The following is a 21,211-nucleotide window of genomic DNA, read 5'->3' on the forward strand; positions in this document are numbered from 1 at the left end:
CGCGGGGAGGTAAAAATGCCGTCGTTAATCAGTCACTCAACACGAATAAGGGGGAAACAGTGGCAAACCTATTTGCAGCCGAATCAGATCAAATGACCACTACCGCGGGGGACGTCGATGGCGTCAACTCGGAAGTACAGGGCGAGCTGGGTCGCATTCGAGGCGTCGTGGACGGTCTGGCGGGGGAATGGAAGGGCCAGGCTAAAGACAGCTTCGATGATCTGATGCTTCGTTGGGATGACGCAGCTATGCGTCTATCCAATGCGCTGACGGATATCGCGGATAACATCCGCGCAAATTCCAGCAGCTTCGATGCGGGCGAGGACGAGGGGGCGTCGTCGTTCAAGCAGGTGGCAGCAGCGGGTGCGTCGTTGCTGAACCTCTAAACGTTTTGTCGAATCGCACAACCACAACACTGAATCACACAACACACATCACCTTTTGGGGAAAGGGTTCTTAATGCAACCAATTAGGTACAGTTTTGGCGGCATCGACGGTGCTGCCGATGACATTCGGTCCACTTCTGGCACCATCAACGGGCTGCTCGGAGATTTGAAGAAGCGCATCGCGCCGATGGTCTCTACGTGGGAGGGTGAATCGTCGGATTCTTACCAGGAGGCTCAGCGTGAATGGGACACAGCAGCGGAGGAGCTCAATATGATTCTCACGACTATCGCGGATACGGTCAGCGCAGGTAGCCAGCGAATGGCGGATATTAACCGCCGCGCGGCAGCTAGCTGGGGATAGCTTGGTTCCTGATTGAGGCACTTTTGATTGAGCTATGTAACCGGGGGAGGGGAGGACATTGCTCAATTGAGATCTTCAGTTAGGTATCTGCCTTTGAAGTATTCTTGCTAGCAGCACTCCAGGGGGGGGGGAAGGCCAGTCTCAGCAGTTTGCGGCTGAGACTGGCTTTGGCATTTTTTGTTCTAGTGCCGTCTCAAGGTAGAGTAGTCAAACTGTGTGCGCACACGTGAATGTTGCCTCGGGTCTCCACCGGCCGCCGGGGAATAACAACAGTGTGCACGGTGGCTGGCAAATCTACACGGACCCTAAAAGGAGTCATGTTGTCTACTTTCCATCCGAAGGACGGTGACATCGAGCGCAAGTGGTACGTCATCGACGCTACCGACGTTGTTCTCGGCCGTCTGGCTACTCACGCCGCAGACTTGCTGCGCGGTAAGGGCAAGGCTTACTTCGCCCCTAACGTCGACTGCGGTGACCACGTCATCATCATCAACGCCGATAAGGTGCACGTCTCCTCGAACAAGCGGGAACGTGAGATGCGCTACCGCCACTCGGGCTTCCCGGGCGGCCTGAAGTCGATGACCCTGGGTCGTTCCCTCGAGGTTCACCCGGAGCGTGTTATCGCTGAGGCTATTGAGGGCATGATGCCGCACAACAAGCTTTCGCGTGCGTCCATCAAGAAGCTGCACGTCTTCGCCGGTTCCGAGCACCCGTTCGCCGGTCAGAAGCCTGAAAACTACGAGATCAAGGCGGTGGCACAGTGACCAACCCACAGGACGTCAATGAGAACCAGAACGTAGAGGCCACCGAGGCTTCCTACGATGATGTTCAGGCTGCCGCTGCTGCTGCCACTGAAGAGTTCACCTCTTCCATCGGCGACGCAGTTGCTACCGAGACCGAGGCTGAGGCTGCTCCGGCTGCACCGCTGACCCTGGATCGTCCGATTCAGACTGTCGGTCGTCGTAAGCGCGCTGTCGCCCGCGTCGTTCTGACCGCTGGTTCCGGCAAGATTGTCTGCAACGGCCGCGAGCTCGAGGATTACTTCCCGAACAAGCTGCACCAGCAGGAGATCAAGGATCCGTTGGTCCTGGTCGAGCGCGAGAGCCAGTTCGACATCAAGGCCAACATCAACGGTGGTGGCCCGTCCGGTCAGGCCGGTGCTCTGCGCCTGGCTATTGCTCGTGCCCTGAACGAGTTCAACCCGGAGGAGCGCAGCGTTCTCAAGAAGGCTGGCTTCCTCACCCGCGACGCTCGTGCTGTCGAGCGCAAGAAGGCTGGTCTGCACAAGGCCCGTCGCGCACCGCAGTACTCCAAGCGTTAAGCTTTACTGCTTCGAAAAGCACCTCAGTTTGCGTATTACACGCAAGCCGAGGTGCTTTTTTGGGTTAAAGTCCGCCGTGACCAGGCATGGCTGCATTTTTGAGACAAGCCCCGTACGTTAGACTTTTATCCGTTAAAAACTGCCACGAGAATCGTTTATCGCGGTGCGATTGCAGTGCGATGAAAGTGCGATTGCAGTGCGATGGGAAGAAGGAAATCGTATGGCGGTGAGCACCACAGCCACCAAGACCTCCGACGCGAAGAGCTCCTCTAGCTCGTCGTCGGTGGCGAAGCATCCCTTCCGCATTCGACGCGTACCAGGCATTGATGGGCTGCGCGGTCTGGCCGTTGCCACAGTGGTGATCTACCACTACTTCGATAATGTGCTGCCCGGTGGCTACATCGGTGTGGATATCTTCTTCGTGCTCTCCGGATTTCTTATCACCTCGCTTCTGGTGCGCGAACGCGCGGTCACTGGGCGCATCGATCTAAAGGACTTCTGGCTCCGTCGACTGCGCCGCATCGCTCCGGCTGCGATGTTCGTGTTGTTTATTTCCATCGCCGTCGCAGGTCTGGTCGGCGGGGATCCCGCTGTTGGCTTGTCGACGCAGTTTCTCGGCACGGTCTTTTTCGTCAATAACTGGACGCAGATTGCGGGTTCTCAGTCCTATTTCGCGGATTCCGGAGTGCAGCTGTTAGCGCACTACTGGTCACTGTCGGTGGAGGAGCAGTTCTACTTGCTCTGGCCATTGATCTTTGTGGCTCTTCTCGCCCTGAAGCTGGCATCTCGCAAGCTGGCAGCAGTGGCGGGCATTGGGGCGGTTGCTTCTTTCGTGTGGGTGGTCTCGCTCTACGATCCGAAGGTCGACCCCACGAGGGTCTACTACGGTACCGATACTCACGCCTTTGGACTCCTGTTTGGCGCGGCCCTCGCATTGTGGTTGACATCGACGTCGTCACGCGCAGAGGCGGACTCCTGGCCACGCACAGAACCCCTGCTGCGGGACTTCTTTGGCAGTTCTGCCCAAGCTTTCGTAGTGGCCTCGCTGCCTCTGATCTTCCTTTCGTTGGTTCTGCTGATGATGTCGGATACTGCGTCGGCGACTTACCGCGGTGGGTTGGTGTTCGCCTCGTTGCTGTCGGTGGCGATTCTCTATCTTGTCGTTCGCGGTGTCTCACCCGTGCGTCAGATTTTTGAGTTCAAGCCACTGTGCTGGCTGGGAAAGATTTCCTTCTCGCTGTACCTGTGGCACTGGCCGGTCATCGTGCTCATCCGCGAACTGCTGGAGCGCAATGAGGCCATGCAGTATGAGAACCTCGCTGCCTTCGCAGGCATCGCGCTATCGCTGCTTTTGGCGAACTGGTCGTACAAGAATGTGGAATCGCCAATTCGCCGGATGGGTTACCGCCGTTGGATGTCGCAGTTTTCGGGCACGCAGTTTGCCGGTTCCTGGAAGCCGCGCGTTGCAGCAGGGCTGGCGCTGGTCGTCGTGGTTGGTGCAGTTGTGGGAATGGCCACGGCGCCGAAGATGACGCGTTTGGAGGCACAGCTACAGGAGGCAGCTGAGCGCCGTGCACAGGCACAAAAGGCGGAGGAAGCCGAGTTGGCCAAGCGCGTTATGCCGCGTGGTGACCAGATCACCGCTATCGGCGACTCTGTGATGCTCGCCTCGGCGTCCGCGTTGGAAGAGAAGCTGCCCGGTATCTATATCGATGCGGCTGTTTCTCGTGGTTATCCGGCTGCGCCAGAGATTATCGCCAGTATGAAGGCGGCGGGTACGCTCGATCCATTCGTCGTGCTGGGTCTTGGTATCAATCAGTCGGCTGCGGCATCGGACGAACACCTGTTGGATGAGATCCTCGATTCGCTGGGTGAAGACCGCATCATTGTCCTCATCAACCCGTACGGTGATCGTGTGTGGATGCCGCAGTCGGAGAGGGAAGTCCTCGACGCGGCAAAGAAGCGCGACAATGTCTATGTGGCTGACTGGTGTCATGGTGTGCGTGATGATTTGTCCAAGCTGCGCGCGGACCTTATCCACCCGACCCCGGATGGCGCCGAGGTCTATGCCAATGCCGTGGTCGATGCTTTCCAGCAGTATGCGAAGAACAAGAAACGCATTCCGGACACCTGCGGAATCTAATAAAAATCTAGTTAGTAGTGTTTCCACGGTAAAGTAAGTGGCTGTGGCCAAACAAAAGTCTTCCTCCAGTCACCGTGGATTAAAGATTTTCCTCGGCATCGTCCTCGGTATCTTCGCACTCTTCGGTGTGTTTTACGCTGTCGATTACGTGCTGAACAAGGACCATGTCCCGCGCGGGTCTACCGTCGCGGGTATTGACATCAGCACGCTGAGCGCGAATCACGCTGAGGCGAAGCTCGAAGAGCAGCTCGGTGATCTTTCCACTCATCCAGTGGCGTTTCGTGCCGGCGAACGCACGGCGGAGGTTCTGCCCGAGGAGGCGGGGCTGAGCATCGACTGGGAGAAGACGGTCGCGCAGGCGGGTAAGCAGACGGCGAACCCAGTTACCTGGGTGCGCAGTTTCTTTACTACCCGTGAGCTGGATTTGGTCAGCGATATCGATAGCTCTAAGTTCGAGCCGCAGGTCGACCGTCTCGTCGGCGAACTGACTATTGCTCCCGTCGATGGCGAGGTCAAGCTTGTCGACGGCCGCGTGGAAACAACTCCACCGGTCATCGGCCAAGATGTCGACCGCAATGCGGTCAGCGGGGATTTGGCCGCCAAGTGGTTGTCGCCGGAGGGCATCGATGTAGAGACCACCGCGCACGACCCGGCTATCGGTGAGGATCAGGTCCGTGAGGCAGCTGAAGGAGAGGCCGCCGATGCGGTGTCGGGCCCCATTGTTGCCAAGGGCCGCGATGGCAAAGATGGTGTAATTCCGCCGGAGCGCATGGCTGAAATCATCAGCTTTGTGCCGCGCGACGGTGGATTGGCCGCCGATATCAATGTCGACCGCGCACGCGAGATCCTCGAGGAGGGGCTGGCTGCTTCCGAGGTTGATAAGCGCAATGCGTCGATACGCTTTAGCGGTGGTGCGCGTGAAGTGGTCCCCTCGGTTGATGGCGTAGCCGTGAAGTGGGATGAAACTATGAAGGACTTCGCCGAGCGTGTGACTTCGACGGATAAGCGCGAGTTCGATGCGGTCTACGAGGACAAGCCCGCCACCTACACCACCGAACAAGCGGAAAGTGCCACCTTCGATGATGTCATTGGTGAGTTCACCACCGGTGGCTTCAGCTCGGCATCGGGAACAAACATTGCCCTGGTGTCGCAGATGGTCAACGGCGCATTCGTGGCGCCGGGCGATACATTCAGCCTGAACGGCTACACGGGGCCGCGCGGTACTGCGCAGGGTTTTGTCGAGTCGGGCATCATCCTCAACGGCCATGCGGATAAGGCTGTCGGCGGTGGCATTAGCCAGTTCGCCACCACTTTGTACAATGCTTCGTACTTTGCGGGCATGGAGGATGTCGCGCACACCCCGCACAGCTACTACATTTCGCGTTACCCGGCCGGCCGTGAGGCGACGGTGTACGAGGGCGCAATCGACCTAGCGTTTAAGAACAGTTCCGACACTCCGATTCTCATCGAAGCCGTTACTACTGGCTCCGACGTCACTGTGCGCATCAAGGGTGTGAAGAAGGTCAACGTCGAGTCCATCAATGGTGGCCGTTGGGCATACACGCAACCGCAGCGTATGCAGGTCAGTGGCAGCTCTTGCCAGCCGTCGTCGGGTGCGCAGGGCTTTACCACTTCCGACACACGCGTCATTCGGGACCTCTCGGGCGCGGAAATCTCGCGTGAAACTCAGACTACGGTTTATGACCCGCAGCCAATTGTGTCCTGTGGCTAGTCTGGATTCGCCTGCGCGACCGGCTAAAGTAATACAGCATTGACAATGCAATAGTCCGCGATACCAAAACTCATAAAACCCCCAAGGAGTGGTCTAGCAACAATGGCACGTCTTTTCGGAACTGATGGCGTCCGCGGTTTGGCGAATAAGACTCTGACCGCACCGCTGGCAATGCGGCTGGGCGCTGCTGCGGCCACTGTGCTGACTAGCGGCACGAATCCGTCGGGGCGTCGTCCCCTGGCCATTGTTGGCCGCGATCCGCGTGTCTCCGGTGAGATGCTCGCCGCAGCGCTGTCTGCCGGCATGGCTTCCCAGGGCGTCGACGTTTTGCGTGTCGGCGTGCTGCCCACTCCGGCTGTCGCTTTCCTCACCGACGACTACGGTGCCGACATGGGTGTGATGATTTCGGCTTCTCACAACCCCATGCCGGACAACGGCATCAAGTTCTTCGCCGCGGGCGGCACCAAGCTTGACGACGCGGTGGAGAAGGAAATCGAACACGCTCTCCACAACTTGCCGGAGACCGGACCCACGGGCACCGGAGTGGGGCGTGTCATCGAGGAGGCCCCAGACGGGCTCGACCGCTACCTGTTCCACCTCTCCCGTGCGGTCAGCACCAAGCTCGACGGCATTCGCGTCGTAGTGGATTGTGCAAATGGTGCTGCTTCGCAGGCCGCCCCCATGGCGTACGCGGCCGCCGGTGCCGACGTCGTCGCTATTCATGACAAGCCGAACTCCTACAACATCAACGACAACTGCGGTTCCACCCACATTGAGGTTTTGCGCGCGGCAGTGCTGGAGCACGGCGCGGATCTGGGTCTGGCTCACGATGGCGATGCCGACCGCTGCCTGGCTGTGGACTCGCAGGGCAACATCGTCGATGGTGACCAAATCATGGCCATCCTGGCCGTCGCCATGAAGGAAGAGGGGCTACTGCACCACAACACGCTGGTGGCCACTGTGATGAGTAACCTCGGCCTCAAGCTGGCGATGGAGGAAAACGATATCGCCCTGCGTACCACCAAGGTCGGCGACCGCTACGTGCTGGCAGATTTGAACGCCGGCGGTTACTCGCTCGGCGGTGAGCAGTCGGGGCATGTGGTCATTCCGGATCACGCCACCACTGGTGACGGCACCCTCACCGGTCTGTACCTCATGGCGCGGATGGCACGCACCGGTAAGTCTCTGGCTGAGCTGGCCTCCGTAATGAAGGTGCTGCCGCAGACTCTTATCAACGTGCCGGTGTCCAACAAGGCCGCAATTCTGGAGTCTGATGAGGTCAAGGCCGCCATCGATGCAGCCGAGGAGAAGCTGGGTTCCACCGGTCGCGTGCTGTTGCGCCCGTCCGGCACCGAGGAGCTCTTCCGCGTCATGGTGGAGGCCGCCGATGCGGAATCGGCCCGCAAGATTGCCGGGGAGTTAGCTGCGGTTGTGGCCGCAGTCTAGAGTCAGGAGTGTGGAAATGAATGACGCGCCAGAGGACATTAAAGCCCGCTTTGCCCCGGGTGAAGCCGACATCCAGGTAGAGGTGGTCGATCGTGACGGTCGGGTTCTCGGTACCGTCGGCAAGCTTGAAGCACACGTTCCGCCGGGAATTTTGCACCGTGCTTTTTCTCTTTTCCTCTTCGATGAGCAGGGACGCATGCTGCTGCAGCGCCGTGCGGAGTCGAAGTATCACTCACCACTGCTACTGACGAATGCGACCTGCTCGCACCCACTGCCGGGGGAGCCGGTGGCCGATGCCGTTGAGCGTCGTGCGAAGGAAGAGCTCGGTGCGGATGTCTCCCAGTTGGAGGAAATCGGCATTGTTATCTACCAGGTCATCGATGATCGTTCGGGATTGGCAGAGCACGAGTACAACCACGTGTACGCCGGCATCGTCGATCCGAAGTCGGTGGATATCAACCCCGATGAGGTCGATGAAGTGGTGTACGTGACCCCGCAGGAGCTCGCAGAACGTCGCGCGAACGAACCGATGACGGAGTGGTTTAACCACGTCTGGGGTGTCGGGGCGGAGAAGTTCTCCAAGTACGGTTTCGACATTGCGGGTGTGCCGGGTATCCATGGCCCCGCAGAGGCGCAGGCTGCCGCACAGTCGGTTTCGGAAAAGGATGTGTAGCTTCGTGACCAGCGTAGAAAACGCCAGCGTCGACGACTTCGGCCTCGACAAGTCCGAGGAATTGGAGACCGGGGAGTTCTATGCCCTGGCCAATGAACAGGGTGCCGCATTCGGTGAAGGCCATGCCAAGTCGATTTTGTTGGGCGAGCACTCTGTCGTCTACGGCAAGCCGGCTATCGCACTGCCGGTGACGTCGCTGCGCACGATGGCGTGGATTGACCGCGTGGAGGATTCTCCAGTCCTGTTTTCCATGGACGGCGAGGTCATCGACATCGACGAGCTGCCGGAGCGCTTTGCCTCCATCGCCGCTGCACTCCGCGCTGGCCTGCGCACCTTCGGTATTCCCGAACGCGACCTGCTGGTTCGTCTCCGCTCTGGTATCCCGCCCGCCGCAGGGCTGGGTGGTTCTGCCGCAGTGGCACATGCGCTTATCGACGCAGTGCGTGACCTCGCCGATGGCACTCTGACCGAGCGTCAGCGCTTTGACCTGGTGCAGGAAGCTGAGCGTCTGGCGCACGGTAACCCCTCTGGCCTGGATGCCACGGTTGCCCGCGCATCGCGTCCGGTTTACTTCAAGCAGGGTGAGTTCCATCCGCTGAAGGTGGCCAAGAAGATGTGGCTGGTGCTGGGGGATACCGGTGTGCGTGGTTCGACGTCGCTGGCCGTTGCCCGCGTGCGTGGTTTCGTCGATTCCCACCGAGTCCACGGCCAAGAGTTGTTGGACCACTTGGGGCAGCTGGCCGATGGCGCGGTGCACAACCTGGCCAAGGGCGATTTTGCCCGTCTGGGACATCGCATGGACTCGGCGCAGGAAGCGCTAGAAGAACTAGGTGTTGGGCATGAGTCCATCACCGATCTCGTCACTGCCGCCCGACTGGCAGGTGCCCACGGGGCAAAGCTCACTGGTGCCGGTTGCGGTGGCTGTGTGATGGCGCTGGCAGAGTCCGCCGATCACGCGGAACTGATTAGCCATGCCATGATGGGCGCCAATGCCGTTGCTACTTGGACTGTGGAGGTAAATCCCTCGTGACCACGACCGCTACCGCCGTCGCTCATCCCAACATCGCCCTGATTAAATACTGGGGCAAGCGCGATGAGGCCGTGCAGCTACCGGCCACAGGTTCGCTGTCCCTTACTCTGGGCATCGCTCCGACGACGACCACGGTGTCGCTTATCGACGATCCCAGCGTCACCGCCGACTCGGGCACTCTGAACGGCCAGGAGATGGTGGGTAAGGACCTCTCCCGTGTCCAGAAGTTTTTGGATTTGGTCCGCGAGCGTGCGGGCAGCACTAGCTTCGCAGAGGTGACCAGCACCAACGAGATTCCGACGGGTGCGGGTCTGGCTTCGTCCGCGTCGGGTTTTGGCGCGCTCGCGCTGGCCGCGGCGAAGGCCTACGGCCTGGACTACACCCCGGAACAGCTCTCGGCTCTGGCCCGTCGCGGTTCGGGCTCGGCCTGTCGCTCTATTTTCGGCGGCCTCGTTGAGTGGCTGCCCGGCGATGACGATGCTTCCAGCCACGCAGTGGCTCTGCCGGATTCCGGCCTGGACCTCTCCCTGGTCGTGGCGGTTTTGGCCCCGGGGCGCAAGAAGATTGACAGCCGTGCCGCCATGCGTCGCACGGTCGAGACATCACCGTTCTTCCCGGCCTGGGTGGAGCAGGTGCCCCGCGATATCGAGGACATGAAGGCCGCCATCGCCGCTGCGGACTTCACTGCGGTCGGCGAGCTTGCCGAGGCCAATGCCATGCGCATGCACGCCACTATGCTGGGGGCTCTTCCTCCGGTGCGTTACTGGAATCCGGATTCAGTGGCGGCTCTCAATCTCGTCGCTACGCTGCGTGACGAGGGCACCGAGTGCTACGCCACCATGGATGCCGGGCCGAACGTGAAGGTGCTGTGCCGCAGCGGCGATGCCGAGACCATCGCGGATCGTTTCCGCGCAGAGTTCGAGGATATTGACGTGCTGGTTTCCGGCTCAGGCCCTGGCGCATACCTGGTGTAGCTGGGGGAGTAGTTGAGCAACGCTAAAGGCGGACCTATCGAAGGCGAGTCCATCGGCCGTGGCTGCGGCAAGCTGTACCTCACTGGTGAGTATGCGGTGATGGATGTCGAGGGTCTGGCCGTCATCGCAGGAGTCAACCGCTATGTGACGGTTCGGTGCCACGGTGCCGACCCATCGCAGCCGGTCTCTCGCGTGTACTCCAGCTATTACGGCCCGCAGGGGCGCGTCATTGACGTGGATGCGCCAGATGACATCGCTACCCATACGATTTCGCTGGTCTATCGCATTGCCGCGGGCGAGCTGGAAAACACCCCAGAGAGCCCCATCAATATCGTTATCGAATCGGACCTCGATGACTCCGCCAGCGGTGCGAAGTATGGCCTGGGATCCTCCGGGGCTGTCGCTGTGGCTGTGACTCGCGCACTAGGGGCACACCTTGGTCTGGAGCTCGATTCGCTGCGGGTCTACAAGATTGCGATGGTGGCCACGCTCTTGGCCGGTGCGGCGGGCTCCGGCGGCGATATCGCCTGCTCCGCGCACGGAGGGGCGGTACTCTACCGCCGCCCGAATCCGGCAGCGCTCGCAGAACTCGTGGCGGCCGATCCTGTCGCCGCCGTGGCGGCACCGTGGCCGAATCTTCGCATTGATGCCCGCGCCGACCTCGGGGGGCTACAACTGTTGGTCGGCTGGACGGGCAGTCCGGTGAAGACGGACTCGCAGTTGAAGAAGGCCGGTGGCGCAGACCGTGATTTTGTGCGCGGGGTCTCGTCGATAAGCGAAAAGCTCTGGCAGGCGCTTGCCGACGGAGACCGCACCGCGGCGTTTGCCTGCCTGCGCGAGAATCGGGCGCTGCTGCAGGCCTACGAGCGCGAGCGTGCGGTGTGCATCGAGACGGAGAAGCTGAAAGCGCTCGCCGACATCGCCGATGCCGCGGGCGCTGCGGGTAAGAGCAGTGGCTCCGGCGGTGGCGACTGTGGAATTGCGCTGGTGGGAGCCTCAAATGGTGCCGATGCTGAGAGTTCGACCCGAGAGACTGCCACAGACATCACCGCGCGCTGGCAAGCAGCTGGCATCCAGCCGTTGCCGCTGAAGCTGGCCGCTCAACTTTGACCACAGTTTTTTGACCGTAGAATTTAAGACAGCTGAAATTTACAGAAGCTGGGAACCGAAGCTGCATGCAGCTAGAAAGGGTCGCATAGGACAATGGCTGAAAAGAGCTCGCACGACCTGGAATATGCACACGTACCGCTGAGCTGGATTGGTCCGGTGCGCATTAGTGGCAACGTCATGAATGACGAGGTGAAGATTCCGCTGGCGACTTACGAGACCCCGCTGTGGCCGTCGTGTGGTCGCGGTGCGAAGGTCTCCCGCATGATCGAAGGTGGCATTACCTGCACTTTCGTCGGTGAGAAGATGACCCGATCGGTGATTTTCACTCTCGACTCGGCAGCGGATGCCGTCATTGCGCGCGACAACATCCTGTCTCGTTATGACGAGCTGAAGAAGGTCGTGGAGTCCTCCTCGCGTTTTGCCAAGCTGGTAGATATTCACTTCCAGATCGCATCGCGTCTTCTCTTTGTCCGCTTTGACTTCTTCTCCGGTGATGCCTCGGGCCACAACATGGCCACGCTGGCGTCTGAGCGTTTGATGTCCTACCTGATGGAGCAGATGCCAGAGTTGGGCTATGGCTCCATCTCGGGCAACTACTGCACCGATAAGAAGACCTCCGCAGTCAATGGCATTCTGGGCCGCGGTAAGTACGTAATCGCCGAGGCCGTCATTCCGGAGCCGGTTGTCCGCGAGCGTCTGCGCACAACTGCCAAGCGCCTGGCTGAGCTCAACGAACGCAAGAACCTCGTCGGCTCCATCATGGCCGGTTCGCTGCGCAGCGGTAATGCGCACTACGCCAATATGCTGCTGGGCTTTTACCTCGCTACCGGTCAGGACGCTGCGAATATCGTCGAAGGCTCGCAGGGGCTGACGCAGGTAGAGGCGCTTGACGACGGCTCCGTGCGCTTTAGCTGCACCCTGCCACATTTGATCGTCGGTTCCGTGGGCAACGGCAAGGGCTTGGACTTCGTGGAGAAGAATCTCACAGCGCTGGGCTGCAAGGAGGACCGTGAGCCGGGCGAGAATGCCCGTCGTCTAGCAGCGTGCTGCGCGGCAATCGTCTGGTGTGGTGAGCTTTCCCTGCTCGCGGCACAGACGAACCCGGGGGAGCTGATGGAGGCGCACGTTTCTATCGAGCGTGCGAAGTAGTGCTTTGCAACAATTCGCAAAACCTAAGACAAATCTCAGGTAAACGCGCTAGATTTCTGTAGTAGGCAATTAACATTTTGTGGGCAAAATCTCCCGTGGTCTGATGACTGCTCTGATGGTCGCTCTGATGACATGGGGGATGTTTCGTTGCCCGTTATTTCTTAAAAATCTGTAGAGGTAGTGAAGGCACGGTTTTGATGACAACAAGCAATGTGACCCCGATCGGTATTGATGACATCGCCTTTGCGACGGGTTCGTACTGCATTGACCTCGCCGATATTGCGCCCCGACTCGGAGCGGAACCGGCAAAGTACCACAAGGGCCTGGGGCAGGAACGCTCCAGCGTGGTTGCCTCTGATGAAGATCCGGTGACGATGGCCGCGGCCGCGGTGAAGAAGATCGTTGACCGCCACGGTATCGACGGCGTGCGCACCATCATGTTCGCCACTGAGACCGGTATCGACCAGTCGAAGGCCGCTGCTGTCTATGTCCACGAGCTGGTCGGTCTTGACCCGCACGCGCGATCTGTCGAGCTGAAGCAGGCTTGCTACTCCGGTACCGCGGCGCTGCAGTTCGCGTGCGCTTTGGTGGCCCGCAATCCGGAGGAGAAGGTCATCGTTGTCGCCTCCGACATTGCCCGCTATGACCTGGACTCCGCTGCGGAGCCGACCCAGGGCGCAGGTGCTGTAGCCATGCTGGTGACCGCTAATCCGCGCATCCTGGCTATCGATGCCGCTTCGGGCGTCTTCACCCGCGAAGTTATGGACTTCTGGCGTCCGAACCACCGCAGCCAGGCGTTGGTGGAGGGCAAGCTCTCTATTAGTGCTTACATCGACGCTGTTCAGGGTGCTTACGAGGACTACCGTGCCCGCGGCGGCGTGGACTTCAGCGAGATTGACTACTTCAGCTACCACCAGCCGTTTACCAAGATGGCCTACAAGGCGCACCGGCAGCTTTCGGCCAATAACGGTGTGGAGCTCACCGCGGAGGACGAGGCCCGCCAGCTCGGCCCAACCACTGAGTACAACCGCATCATCGGTAACTCCTACACAGCATCGGCCTACTTCGGCCTGCTCTCGCTGCTGGACACCGAGAAGGACCTGGCTGGTAAGAAGGTCGCTGTTGTCTCCTACGGTTCCGGCTCGGTTGCTGAGTTCCTCACCGGCAATGTGGTCGAGGGCTACGAGTCCCAGCTGCGCGCCGCAGATAATGCTCGTGAACTGGATGAACGCGTAAAGCTCGATGATCCGACCTACTACCGCCACGCTCAGGTGACTCATGAAGATCCGGGTGAGTACTCAAACCTGGGAGACGACGCACTGATTGGCACCGGTCCATTCAGCTTCACCGGTGTTGAGGGGTGTAAGCGCATCTACCGCGCTCGTTAGCCCCCGGGGGCACCCGCGCTAGTACTTAGACGGAACCGAATCCTCTTTTTTCGCGCCTAACAGTAATAAGAACTGTTTTTCGCGGGGAAGGGGATTTTTCGTGTCCGCACGTTTTACTGGAGGCAGTGGCGGAGGCTTGCTGCACTTTTCGGAAGATGCAGTGACAGCGGCTGCCCGAGAGATCGAGCAGCGCGGCCGTGAAGGCCATGAGCGGTGGGGAAGCGCTCCTGATATTTCCGCAGCAGATTGTGGCCAGGGTTTTGCCGCCCAGGGGCGCCGTCTGCAGCAGGCGGCAGCGAGGCTGCGTGAGCACGGGCAATCGATGTACGCGGGACTTGGCAATCATGCTCCGGCAGTGCGGGAACAGTGGCGTGTCTTTGCAGGCTGTGACAGCGACGGGAGCGCCGACCTCGGTGGAATTGAGGTCGTGGACTGATGCCATGGGTTGCTCGAATTCTTCCGATATTGGTGCGTGTTATTGGCCGTGGAAGCCGTATTGGAGCCAAGCGCGGGGTTGGCGACATCGGCAAGAATCTGCCCAAAGTCTTGGATAAAGTGCGACGCGCTGACGGCTGGAAGGGCAGCGCCCTATCCAAGTTCTCTAACTCCGTGGGGTTGATAGCCTCCGCGATAACTATTGCTATGGCTTTCGATTGGGGCGGTTTGAAAGGCGATGCCGCCGACGCCGCCAAGGAACGCTGTGATAAAGCCGCGCAGGACTGTGCGAATCAGGATGAGCAGTCCGCCAATGGCGCGCAGAGCGTCGGCGAGTGCGGCAAGAAAGTCGACGAGGTCCTTGAGGATTGCGAGAAGCAGGCCGAAGATATGGCTGAGCAAACCGACGGCATCCTCTCTCAGTGCGAAGCGCTTGTCGACGATCCGGAGGTCGGCGCCGAAGCCGCACAAGTGGCCCAGCAGGTGTGTAACAGTCTCGTCGACTCCACTGGTCAGCTCTACGATGCGCGTAATAGTTGCATCGAGCAGTGTCTTGAGCAGGCAGCGTGTGACACTGAGGCCGCGGTGGTCGCCACCCCGCCGCAGCCTCCTACTGTTCCAGCCAGTTCGGGTGCTACCTCGGCGGCCTGTGCAGAGGTGGCTGAGTCTGGGAGTGGCGAAGGAGCTACTGTAACCGGTGGCAACGGTGCTACCGCTGGTGGAATTGGGGTCGTTGCCAACGTTGATATTGGGATAGAGGCAGGCGTTGCTGCTGGAATATCCGTTGGAGGTGCCATTGGCGCTGCCGGGGCGGCCAGTATCGCTGGAATTGCGGGAGCTGTCGGGGTTGCAGGCAGTGTCGCGTCCTCACTGCTCAACTTAGACATGTGCACGGAGACGGAAGAGCCAGTGTGCGAACAGGCACCTGCGCCAGCACCAGCACCAGCACCAGCTCCTGCGCCGGAGGACTGTGTGCCGGAACCCGAACCAGAACCCAAGCCCGAACCTGAACCCAAGCCCGAACCTGAACCCGAGCCCGAACCTGAAAATGTTCCTGAACCGCCTCCTCCAGCTGAGAAACTAAAGCACTTGGGAATCGAGCTGCCACAGGAGACGCAAGCAGAACAGCGAGCGGAACCGCAGCCAGAACCACAAGCAGAGCCGCAGCCAGCACCAGCCCAGGATTCGGCAGCATCAGTGCAGGAATCTGCTTCAGCTGTGCCCGAGCCCCCTGAGCAGCCCAACGCCCAGGAGCTTGTGGGCGCGGTCAATTCGCCAACGGCAGGTGAGTGGTAATGGGGAGTAAGCATGCCGCGAAATATGACCGGATTGGGCAGGCCTATTACGACGCTGCTGCAATGACTAGGCAGGAGTTCGATACGGCGGTACAGAGGGCACAGAAAGAATTGCAGGGTTTGGAGGAGCGTCGTAAAGCACGCGAAATTAAGGAGAGGGAGGTGGCGGCGGGCGTCGAAAAGCAACAAAAAACCGCCCGACCGAAGGGAACCGTTACGCGGTTGTTCGGGCGGGCGGGGAAAGGGACGCCGACGGTGAAGTCGATTCGGGGCGTGTCCTGAAGCGTGGCCTAGTGACTACTTGCCGGGAATCAGCGAGTGCTCCGGGTTTTCCGGCAGCTCCTTGATGAGCCACTCCATGTCGCGGTTAGTTGTGCCCTTGATAGTGGCGGTCGGGTCTGCGAAATCTGAGTACTTCTTGTCGTCACCGACCGTGGCCAGCAGGAAGCCTGTGAGTGCGGCGCGCGCGACCTCCTGGTACTTCACCTTGGAGGAAGAGAAGCCCGCTAGACGACGGAGAAGAGTTGTTTCCGAGAAGCTGCCCTGGTCAGCCTTGTCTACTTCGCGGTAAACGACATCGCCCTTCCACTGAACAGCCAGGCGAGCCGGGTTGCCGCGATCGAGCCACTGATCCTCGCCAGGGGCCAGGACGAGGCCCGGGGCCGAGACATTAGTTGCAGCGGCGCTGGAGGAAGGCGCGGTAGTTGCGGGGAAGACGCAGCCAACGCCGGAGATGAGGTCGTGACCAGCAGCGGCGAGGACGGCTACACCCGCGCCCATGCCGTGACCGGCAACGCCAAGCTTCTTCGGGTGGACGACGACCTTGCCCTCACCGAGGCGGACACCAGCGAGAATCTGGAGCGCTGTCTCCAAATCGTTGGCGAGACCACGGTGATCTGCCACGATGCCATTTTCGGTGTCCGGAGCAGCGACCGCGATGCCCCACGAAGCTAGGTGACGCAGCGTGGCGTGGTACTCCTCAATCGGTGTGCGCCAATCGTGTGCGAAGGCGATACCGGGGATGCCATTGCCCTCGGCAGGCGTGTAGACCTTTCCCGGCAGGCCAGTAAAAGCTAGGTCACCGACCATGACGCGGTGCGGTCCACGCTTGGAAAGATTAGATGTCAGAGTCTTCAAGTTGTCAGCCACAGTGAATAGCTTAACTATAAGGTGCATACCTTTGCTGAAAAAGTGCCAGGATGAGCGAGAATGTCTATTTCGTTATGACGATTTTCCGCTTCGCGGGTTATTCTGTAGGGCATGTGTGGAATCGTTGGATATGTGGGCCATCAGCCCGCCCTGGATATTGCTGTCGATGCGCTACGACGCATGGAATACCGTGGCTATGACTCCGCGGGTGTTGCCATTGTCGACAATCAGGGGCATATCACTGTAGAGAAGAAGGCCGGTAAACTCGCCAACCTCGAGGCTGCCCTTGACGCGGATGGGCGCGACAAAATCACTGGAACCACTGGAATTGGGCACACCCGTTGGGCTACCCACGGTCGCCCAATTGATGAGAATGCCCACCCACACCAGTCCTATGACGGCAAGGTGGCTATCGTCCACAACGGCATTATCGAGAACTTTGCTCCGCTACGTCAGGAGCTGGAGGATGCCGGCATTGAGCTGAAGTCCGAAACCGACTCCGAGGTCGCCGCGCACATGCTCGCACGTGCCCTGGACGGTTCCGACGGCGGATCTACCGCTGGTGATTTCGAGGCCTCTGCGCTGTCCGTGCTCAACCGCCTCGAGGGTGCTTTCACGCTGTTGTTTACTCATGCAGACCACCCGGATCGCATCATCGCTGCTCGTCGCTCCACTCCGCTGATTGTCGGAGTGGGCGAAAACGAAATGTTCCTCGGCTCTGACGTTGCGGCTTTCATCGCGCACACCCGCGAGGCCGTGGAGCTGGGGCAGGACAACGTCGTCATCATCACCGCAGATGATTACCGCATCCTGGATTTCGCCGGCAACGAGCAGCAGGGTCGACCATTCACCATCGACTGGGATCTCGCCGCAGCCGAAAAGGGTGGCTATGACTCCTTCATGATGAAGGAAATCCACGAGCAGGCTGCCGCCGTCCGCGATACGTTGGCCGGTCACCTCGTTGACGGCCGCATCGTTCTCGACGAGTCCCGCCTGAGTGACCAAGATCTGCGTGACATCGAGAAGGTCTTCGTCGTCGCCTGTGGTACCGCATACCACTCCGGTTTGTTGGCCAAGTACGCCATTGAGCACTGGGTTCGTATCCCGGTCGAGATTGAGGTCGCGTCCGAGTTCCGCTACCGCGATCCGGTGCTGGACCGCCAGACGCTGGTGGTCGCTATTTCGCAGTCGGGCGAGACTGCTGACACCCTTGAGGCCGTGCGACACGCAAAGAGCCAGGGCGCCCGCGTGCTGGCTGTCTGTAACACCAACGGTGCACAGATTCCACGTGAGTCTGACGCCGTGCTCTATACGCACGCCGGCCCGGAGATTGGTGTTGCTGCAACCAAGTCGTTCCTGGCGCAGGTAGCCGCAAACTACCTGGTCGGTTTGGCTCTTGCCCAGGCACGCGGCACTAAGTACCCGGACGAGGTCACTCGCGAGTTTGAAGAGCTGGAGACCATCCCGGCACTGATTGACAAGGTCGTCGCTAAGGGCGATGAGTTCATCGACACGGCCAAGGAAATCGGTGCTATTCCGACGATGCTCTTCCTCGGCCGTCACGTTGGTTTCCCAGTCGCACTTGAGGGTGCGCTGAAGCTCAAGGAGCTTGCCTACATTCACGCAGAGGGGTTCCCGGCAGGCGAGCTCAAGCATGGCCCAATTGCACTCATCGAGGATGATCTTCCGGTCGTCGTCGTAGTGCCATCGCCGAAGGGGCGCGCCGTGCTGCACTCCAAGATTGTCTCCAACATCCAGGAGATTCGTGCCCGTGGTGCCAAGACCATCGTGATTGCCGAAGAAGGGGATCAGTCGGTGGTTCCTTTTGCGAACTACCTGATTGAAATCCCGGAGACGTCCACGCTGCTCCAGCCGCTGTTGTCTACGATTCCGATGCAGTTCCTGGCAGCTGAGATCGCTCGCCAGTGCGGTAACGAGGACATCGATAAGCCGCGCAACCTGGCTAAGTCAGTCACCGTCGAGTAGTTCGTCCTGCTTTCGTCGGTACTGCTCAATCTCCGCATCGAGTTCTTCATCCGTGAGGGACTCGATGCGTTTTGCTTCTTCCTCGGATAGGTCCCAGACCTCATCGGATACATGGCAAAATGACAACATCCAATCGAGGTTGCGTTTCTGAATCGTCTTCATCTTCCGTGTCACACGCTGATGAAAAGTTTGCTTGCCGACGTTCTTTAGCGGCCCAACCGGAATGCTAGTCGCGGTGTCCCCATTACGGGAAGTCCACACTTCTGTTCCGTCGGGGTATCTGTCGATATCCCAGCCCTCGTGCGTTTTTAGATTGTGGTGTCGGCGGCAGAGACAGTGCAGATTCTCAGTGTCAGTCGGCCCGCCCTGCTTGGGATTGTCGTGGTTGTACGGCTGAATATGGTCCAGGTCGCACTTGGCTGCCGGGACGTCGCAGCCGGGGAAGCGGCAGGTACCGTCACGCCCACGGACGCGAGCCACCTGGCTCTCGGTGGGGCGGTAACCATCCACCTTGCTGTCGGCGGAGATACGGATGTGAGTTGCGCGGGCAAGCCATTCTTCGGTGGCTACCTCGCTCAACCAGCCGACGCCATCAATCCATGCTGGCCCACCGCCGACCTCGCGGTAGACATTGATGACAATCTCGGCATTGGTCGATTTCTGTGCCAGCTGTAGTAGCGCTTCCGCCTGCGTGCACTGTTCACCACGATTGATTGCTGTGTTGCGAATCCCCTGAATCCTGGCCATGAGCTCGGTCGCGCGGTCGTTTTCAAGGATTGCTGTGACCTTTTTGTGCTTGCCATCGCCCGTGTCGGAGAGTGCGACCGCTTCGCCTTCTGGAACCCGTTGGGTGCCGTCGTTGCGGGCGCAGTCGTTGTACTCAGAAACCAAGTCGCCGATTAGACGAGACAGCGTGTAGACACCAACCATTGCTTGTCGAGGTCGCGTCGGAGTGAGCATTTCCAAAAGATGGGGCTCTACCGTGTCGAACTGATCTGGTGACAGCCCGGCAACGCCATTGGCGATGGCGCGGAGATGGGCTAACGAGAAACAGAAGGTGGATTCGATGAGAGCCCGGACTTTTGGTAGGCGTTCGAACATCAGCGCAATTTCGCACAGCGTAGAACACTTGCCGCGGCTAAGGCCGGTTCGAATGCTTATGCGGGCAAGATGGTGATTGACATCGACCTCCTCACCGGGAGCGCAGATATCGATCAGTTGAAGGTCTGCGGCGTTGATGGCACGGGCCGCGCTGCTAATCGGGTCGTCGGATTGCTGGTTGGCCCATGAGGGCTTTTGACCTGGTGCTGGAAGTTCTGTGGGCGGCGATGACATTGGTTATCCCCCTGATTACTACGTGTCCGCCGGAGAATTGAAGATTGAGTTCTGTGGTGGAGAGAAGCATGGAGAGGCTGTGTCAACCAGTCCCGCCAACCCCTGTGCACCGGACAAAGAACTTTCGCTTACAAATTTTCCCTACAACCCAAATCGTACACCTGTTTGAAAAACTGTCAATAGAATTCTGGAAATACGTTCTAAAATTCTGTGCTGAATTAGATCCGGTCCCTCCGTCCGAGACCCCACCGCCCGAGACTCCGCCGCCCGAGACCTGTCGGCAGAGCGCCGTACATAGGCAGGACTCGCTGTCGCGGATGATGCGGGACATCACCAGCTTCAGCGCCATCCAGTTCCTCCAAGAACTCGTGAATGCGTTCGAGAGTATTGGGGGAGTAGAGCAGTGCGAGGTGATCAGACCAGTCGCCACCGCCAGTGGCATTGTTGACGTTCGTAATGTGGTGACCCTCTTGTTCGGGCAAAAAGGCGCCGGTCCACGGGCGAACCACGGTGTCAAAAGGGGTGCCGATATTCAGGTAGTGCGGACCACGTCGGGTAATGCCACGCGCTGCGCGGTTCAGAGTCGCGATGTAGTCAGAGTCCAGCAGCTGTTGAATGCAGGCACGGCCGACAAGGCGGTCGACGAGCTTGTGCATCGGTAGGCCGCATCGCTCAAGGGCACTGAGCCTTCGGCGCATGCCCCACGCAGTAGTGCCGCGATGGTTTCCCGCAAGCGAGATGACTGCACGCACGGGGCTGTTGTCGGAGGCGTACTGCTCGGCTTCTTCTTCGTTGAGGCCATGGTTGAGTGCGTCGTCGTAAAGCGAATCGATGCTCGCGTTAGCGTAGCTGCGGCAGTGTAGACCGCCCTGGGAATGGCCGATGAGGTCGAGGCGGGGTAGGGAGAGTTGGGCACGGAAGCGGTCGAGAAGGTCGGTGACTTCAGCGAGCGCATCGCTCAAATCGGTGGTGGCTTTGACGCTACGGAGACGGCTGACCAGCGCGGCGGGGTCGGAGCCGTAATCGAGTGAGAATACGGGGCGATTCCGGGCGAGGAACGGCCCCAACATGGCGAAGGAGTTGAACGAGTTCATCCAGGTGCCGTGAACCAGGACAATTGGTGTGCGACCGTTGTATCTGTCCAGGTCAGGAGTGACTTTGCCGTCGAGGATTTCACGAACGTCCTGCACGCCGTGGGGGATCCATTCGGGATGACGCAACGAGCGCAGGTATGCCTGGGGAAAGGCGCGCAGTAGAGGGCCGAAAACTCGCGTGCTCGGGGAGTAGTCATCCATAGG

Annotated in this window: 20 protein-coding genes; 17 read left to right on the forward strand and 3 right to left on the reverse strand. The window is 59.7% G+C overall.

All coding sequences use genetic code 11. The features are described 5' to 3' along the window. Positions 1-59 precede the first annotated feature (59 nt). The 16 genes from HMPREF2751_RS09590 to HMPREF2751_RS09665 all read left to right on the forward strand — a co-directional run bounded on the left by HMPREF2751_RS09590 (position 60) and on the right by HMPREF2751_RS09665 (position 15,725). Positions 60-386, forward strand: coding sequence for a WXG100 family type VII secretion target (locus tag HMPREF2751_RS09590; protein WP_005510029.1), 327 nt, complete (start codon positions 60-62; stop codon positions 384-386). Between the two features lie 73 nt (positions 387-459). After that, complete coding sequence (locus HMPREF2751_RS09595) at positions 460-747, forward strand: WXG100 family type VII secretion target (RefSeq protein WP_005509924.1); 288 nt, start codon at positions 460-462, stop codon at positions 745-747. Between the two features lie 320 nt (positions 748-1,067). Then, positions 1,068-1,511: a 50S ribosomal protein L13 gene (gene rplM / locus HMPREF2751_RS09600; protein WP_005509852.1), complete on the forward strand. Its 444-nt coding sequence runs from the start codon at positions 1,068-1,070 to the stop codon at positions 1,509-1,511. Next, the gene (gene rpsI / locus HMPREF2751_RS09605) at positions 1,508-2,068 is read left to right on the forward strand and encodes a 30S ribosomal protein S9 (protein ID WP_016422091.1); all 561 of its coding nucleotides are present in this window, start codon (positions 1,508-1,510) and stop codon (positions 2,066-2,068) included. Before rplM ends, rpsI begins: the two co-directional genes overlap by 4 nt. A gap of 220 nt (positions 2,069-2,288) precedes the next feature. After that, entirely contained in the window at positions 2,289-4,211 is a 1,923-nt protein-coding gene (locus HMPREF2751_RS09610; protein WP_070595930.1) for an acyltransferase family protein, read from the forward strand. A 43-nt stretch (positions 4,212-4,254) separates the two neighbouring features. Beyond that, on the forward strand, positions 4,255-5,943 hold the full coding sequence (locus tag HMPREF2751_RS09615; protein ID WP_049193322.1) for a VanW family protein: 1,689 nt from the start codon (positions 4,255-4,257) through the stop codon (positions 5,941-5,943). Between the two features lie 102 nt (positions 5,944-6,045). Next, positions 6,046-7,389 carry a phosphoglucosamine mutase gene (gene glmM / locus HMPREF2751_RS09620; RefSeq protein ID WP_016422094.1) on the forward strand — a complete coding sequence of 448 codons (1,344 nt, stop codon included), beginning with the start codon at positions 6,046-6,048 and terminating at the stop codon, positions 7,387-7,389. A 16-nt stretch (positions 7,390-7,405) separates the two neighbouring features. Beyond that, positions 7,406-8,062 carry an isopentenyl-diphosphate Delta-isomerase gene (gene idi / locus HMPREF2751_RS09625; protein ID WP_016422095.1) on the forward strand — a complete coding sequence of 219 codons (657 nt, stop codon included), beginning with the start codon at positions 7,406-7,408 and terminating at the stop codon, positions 8,060-8,062. Positions 8,063-8,066: 4 nt separating this feature from the next. Beyond that, a complete protein-coding gene (gene mvk / locus HMPREF2751_RS09630; RefSeq protein WP_101687816.1) occupies positions 8,067-9,092 on the forward strand; it encodes a mevalonate kinase in 1,026 nt (341 codons plus the stop codon). Next, positions 9,089-10,066, forward strand: a complete 978-nt coding sequence (gene mvaD, locus HMPREF2751_RS09635; protein ID WP_070429834.1) for a diphosphomevalonate decarboxylase — start codon at positions 9,089-9,091, stop codon at positions 10,064-10,066. Before mvk ends, mvaD begins: the two co-directional genes overlap by 4 nt. A gap of 12 nt (positions 10,067-10,078) precedes the next feature. Further along, positions 10,079-11,176, forward strand: coding sequence for a phosphomevalonate kinase (locus HMPREF2751_RS09640; RefSeq protein ID WP_070545660.1), 1,098 nt, complete (start codon positions 10,079-10,081; stop codon positions 11,174-11,176). A gap of 93 nt (positions 11,177-11,269) precedes the next feature. Next, positions 11,270-12,325: a hydroxymethylglutaryl-CoA reductase (NADPH) gene (locus tag HMPREF2751_RS09645; protein ID WP_016422099.1), complete on the forward strand. Its 1,056-nt coding sequence runs from the start codon at positions 11,270-11,272 to the stop codon at positions 12,323-12,325. A 197-nt stretch (positions 12,326-12,522) separates the two neighbouring features. Beyond that, complete coding sequence (locus tag HMPREF2751_RS09650) at positions 12,523-13,713, forward strand: hydroxymethylglutaryl-CoA synthase (protein ID WP_070595931.1); 1,191 nt, start codon at positions 12,523-12,525, stop codon at positions 13,711-13,713. A 100-nt stretch (positions 13,714-13,813) separates the two neighbouring features. Continuing rightward, complete coding sequence (locus tag HMPREF2751_RS09655) at positions 13,814-14,149, forward strand: hypothetical protein (RefSeq protein WP_016422101.1); 336 nt, start codon at positions 13,814-13,816, stop codon at positions 14,147-14,149. Beyond that, complete coding sequence (locus HMPREF2751_RS09660) at positions 14,149-15,444, forward strand: hypothetical protein (protein ID WP_070595932.1); 1,296 nt, start codon at positions 14,149-14,151, stop codon at positions 15,442-15,444. Before HMPREF2751_RS09655 ends, HMPREF2751_RS09660 begins: the two co-directional genes overlap by 1 nt. After that, positions 15,444-15,725 carry a hypothetical protein gene (locus HMPREF2751_RS09665; RefSeq protein WP_049190377.1) on the forward strand — a complete coding sequence of 94 codons (282 nt, stop codon included), beginning with the start codon at positions 15,444-15,446 and terminating at the stop codon, positions 15,723-15,725. The genes HMPREF2751_RS09660 and HMPREF2751_RS09665 overlap by 1 nt, the downstream gene beginning before the upstream one ends. A 15-nt stretch (positions 15,726-15,740) precedes the next feature. Here the strand turns inward: HMPREF2751_RS09665 and HMPREF2751_RS09670 are convergent, their stop codons facing one another. After that, complete coding sequence (locus HMPREF2751_RS09670) at positions 15,741-16,592, reverse strand: dienelactone hydrolase family protein (RefSeq protein WP_049169967.1); 852 nt, start codon at positions 16,590-16,592, stop codon at positions 15,741-15,743. Positions 16,593-16,703: 111 nt separating this feature from the next. Between HMPREF2751_RS09670 and glmS the strand changes: the two genes are divergently transcribed. Further along, on the forward strand, positions 16,704-18,578 hold the full coding sequence (glmS, locus tag HMPREF2751_RS09675; RefSeq protein WP_070595933.1) for a glutamine--fructose-6-phosphate transaminase (isomerizing): 1,875 nt from the start codon (positions 16,704-16,706) through the stop codon (positions 18,576-18,578). Here glmS and HMPREF2751_RS09680 read toward each other — a convergent pair. Together HMPREF2751_RS09680 and HMPREF2751_RS09685 are read right to left on the reverse strand one after the other, a co-directional pair. Next, positions 18,561-19,913: an HNH endonuclease signature motif containing protein gene (locus HMPREF2751_RS09680; protein WP_070595934.1), complete on the reverse strand. Its 1,353-nt coding sequence runs from the start codon at positions 19,911-19,913 to the stop codon at positions 18,561-18,563. The two genes, glmS and HMPREF2751_RS09680, sit on opposite strands and share 18 nt — an antisense overlap. Positions 19,914-20,131: 218 nt before the next feature. Next, positions 20,132-21,208 carry an esterase/lipase family protein gene (locus tag HMPREF2751_RS09685; RefSeq protein ID WP_083304442.1) on the reverse strand — a complete coding sequence of 359 codons (1,077 nt, stop codon included), beginning with the start codon at positions 21,206-21,208 and terminating at the stop codon, positions 20,132-20,134. Between the last annotated feature and the right edge of the window lie 3 nt (positions 21,209-21,211).

Source organism: Corynebacterium sp. HMSC063G05, assembly GCF_001810555.1.
GTDB classification, from domain to species: domain Bacteria; phylum Actinomycetota; class Actinomycetes; order Mycobacteriales; family Mycobacteriaceae; genus Corynebacterium; species Corynebacterium jeikeium_D.

Excerpts from the sequence above, each read along its gene's own strand:
- HMPREF2751_RS09595 (WP_005509924.1), top strand. The coding sequence starts at position 460 with ATGCAACCAATTAGGTACAGTTTTGGCGGCATCGACGGTGCTGCCGAT.
- HMPREF2751_RS09610 (WP_070595930.1), top strand. The coding sequence starts at position 2,289 with ATGGCGGTGAGCACCACAGCCACCAAGACCTCCGACGCGAAGAGCTCC.
- glmM (WP_016422094.1), top strand. The coding sequence starts at position 6,046 with ATGGCACGTCTTTTCGGAACTGATGGCGTCCGCGGTTTGGCGAATAAG.
- idi (WP_016422095.1), top strand. The coding sequence starts at position 7,406 with ATGAATGACGCGCCAGAGGACATTAAAGCCCGCTTTGCCCCGGGTGAA.
- HMPREF2751_RS09645 (WP_016422099.1), top strand. The coding sequence starts at position 11,270 with ATGGCTGAAAAGAGCTCGCACGACCTGGAATATGCACACGTACCGCTG.
- HMPREF2751_RS09650 (WP_070595931.1), top strand. The coding sequence starts at position 12,523 with ATGACAACAAGCAATGTGACCCCGATCGGTATTGATGACATCGCCTTT.
- HMPREF2751_RS09660 (WP_070595932.1), top strand. The coding sequence starts at position 14,149 with ATGCCATGGGTTGCTCGAATTCTTCCGATATTGGTGCGTGTTATTGGC.
- HMPREF2751_RS09665 (WP_049190377.1), top strand. The coding sequence starts at position 15,444 with ATGGGGAGTAAGCATGCCGCGAAATATGACCGGATTGGGCAGGCCTAT.
- glmS (WP_070595933.1), top strand. The coding sequence starts at position 16,704 with ATGTGTGGAATCGTTGGATATGTGGGCCATCAGCCCGCCCTGGATATT.
- HMPREF2751_RS09680 (WP_070595934.1), bottom strand. The coding sequence starts at position 19,913 with ATGTCATCGCCGCCCACAGAACTTCCAGCACCAGGTCAAAAGCCCTCA.
- HMPREF2751_RS09685 (WP_083304442.1), bottom strand. The coding sequence starts at position 21,208 with ATGGATGACTACTCCCCGAGCACGCGAGTTTTCGGCCCTCTACTGCGC.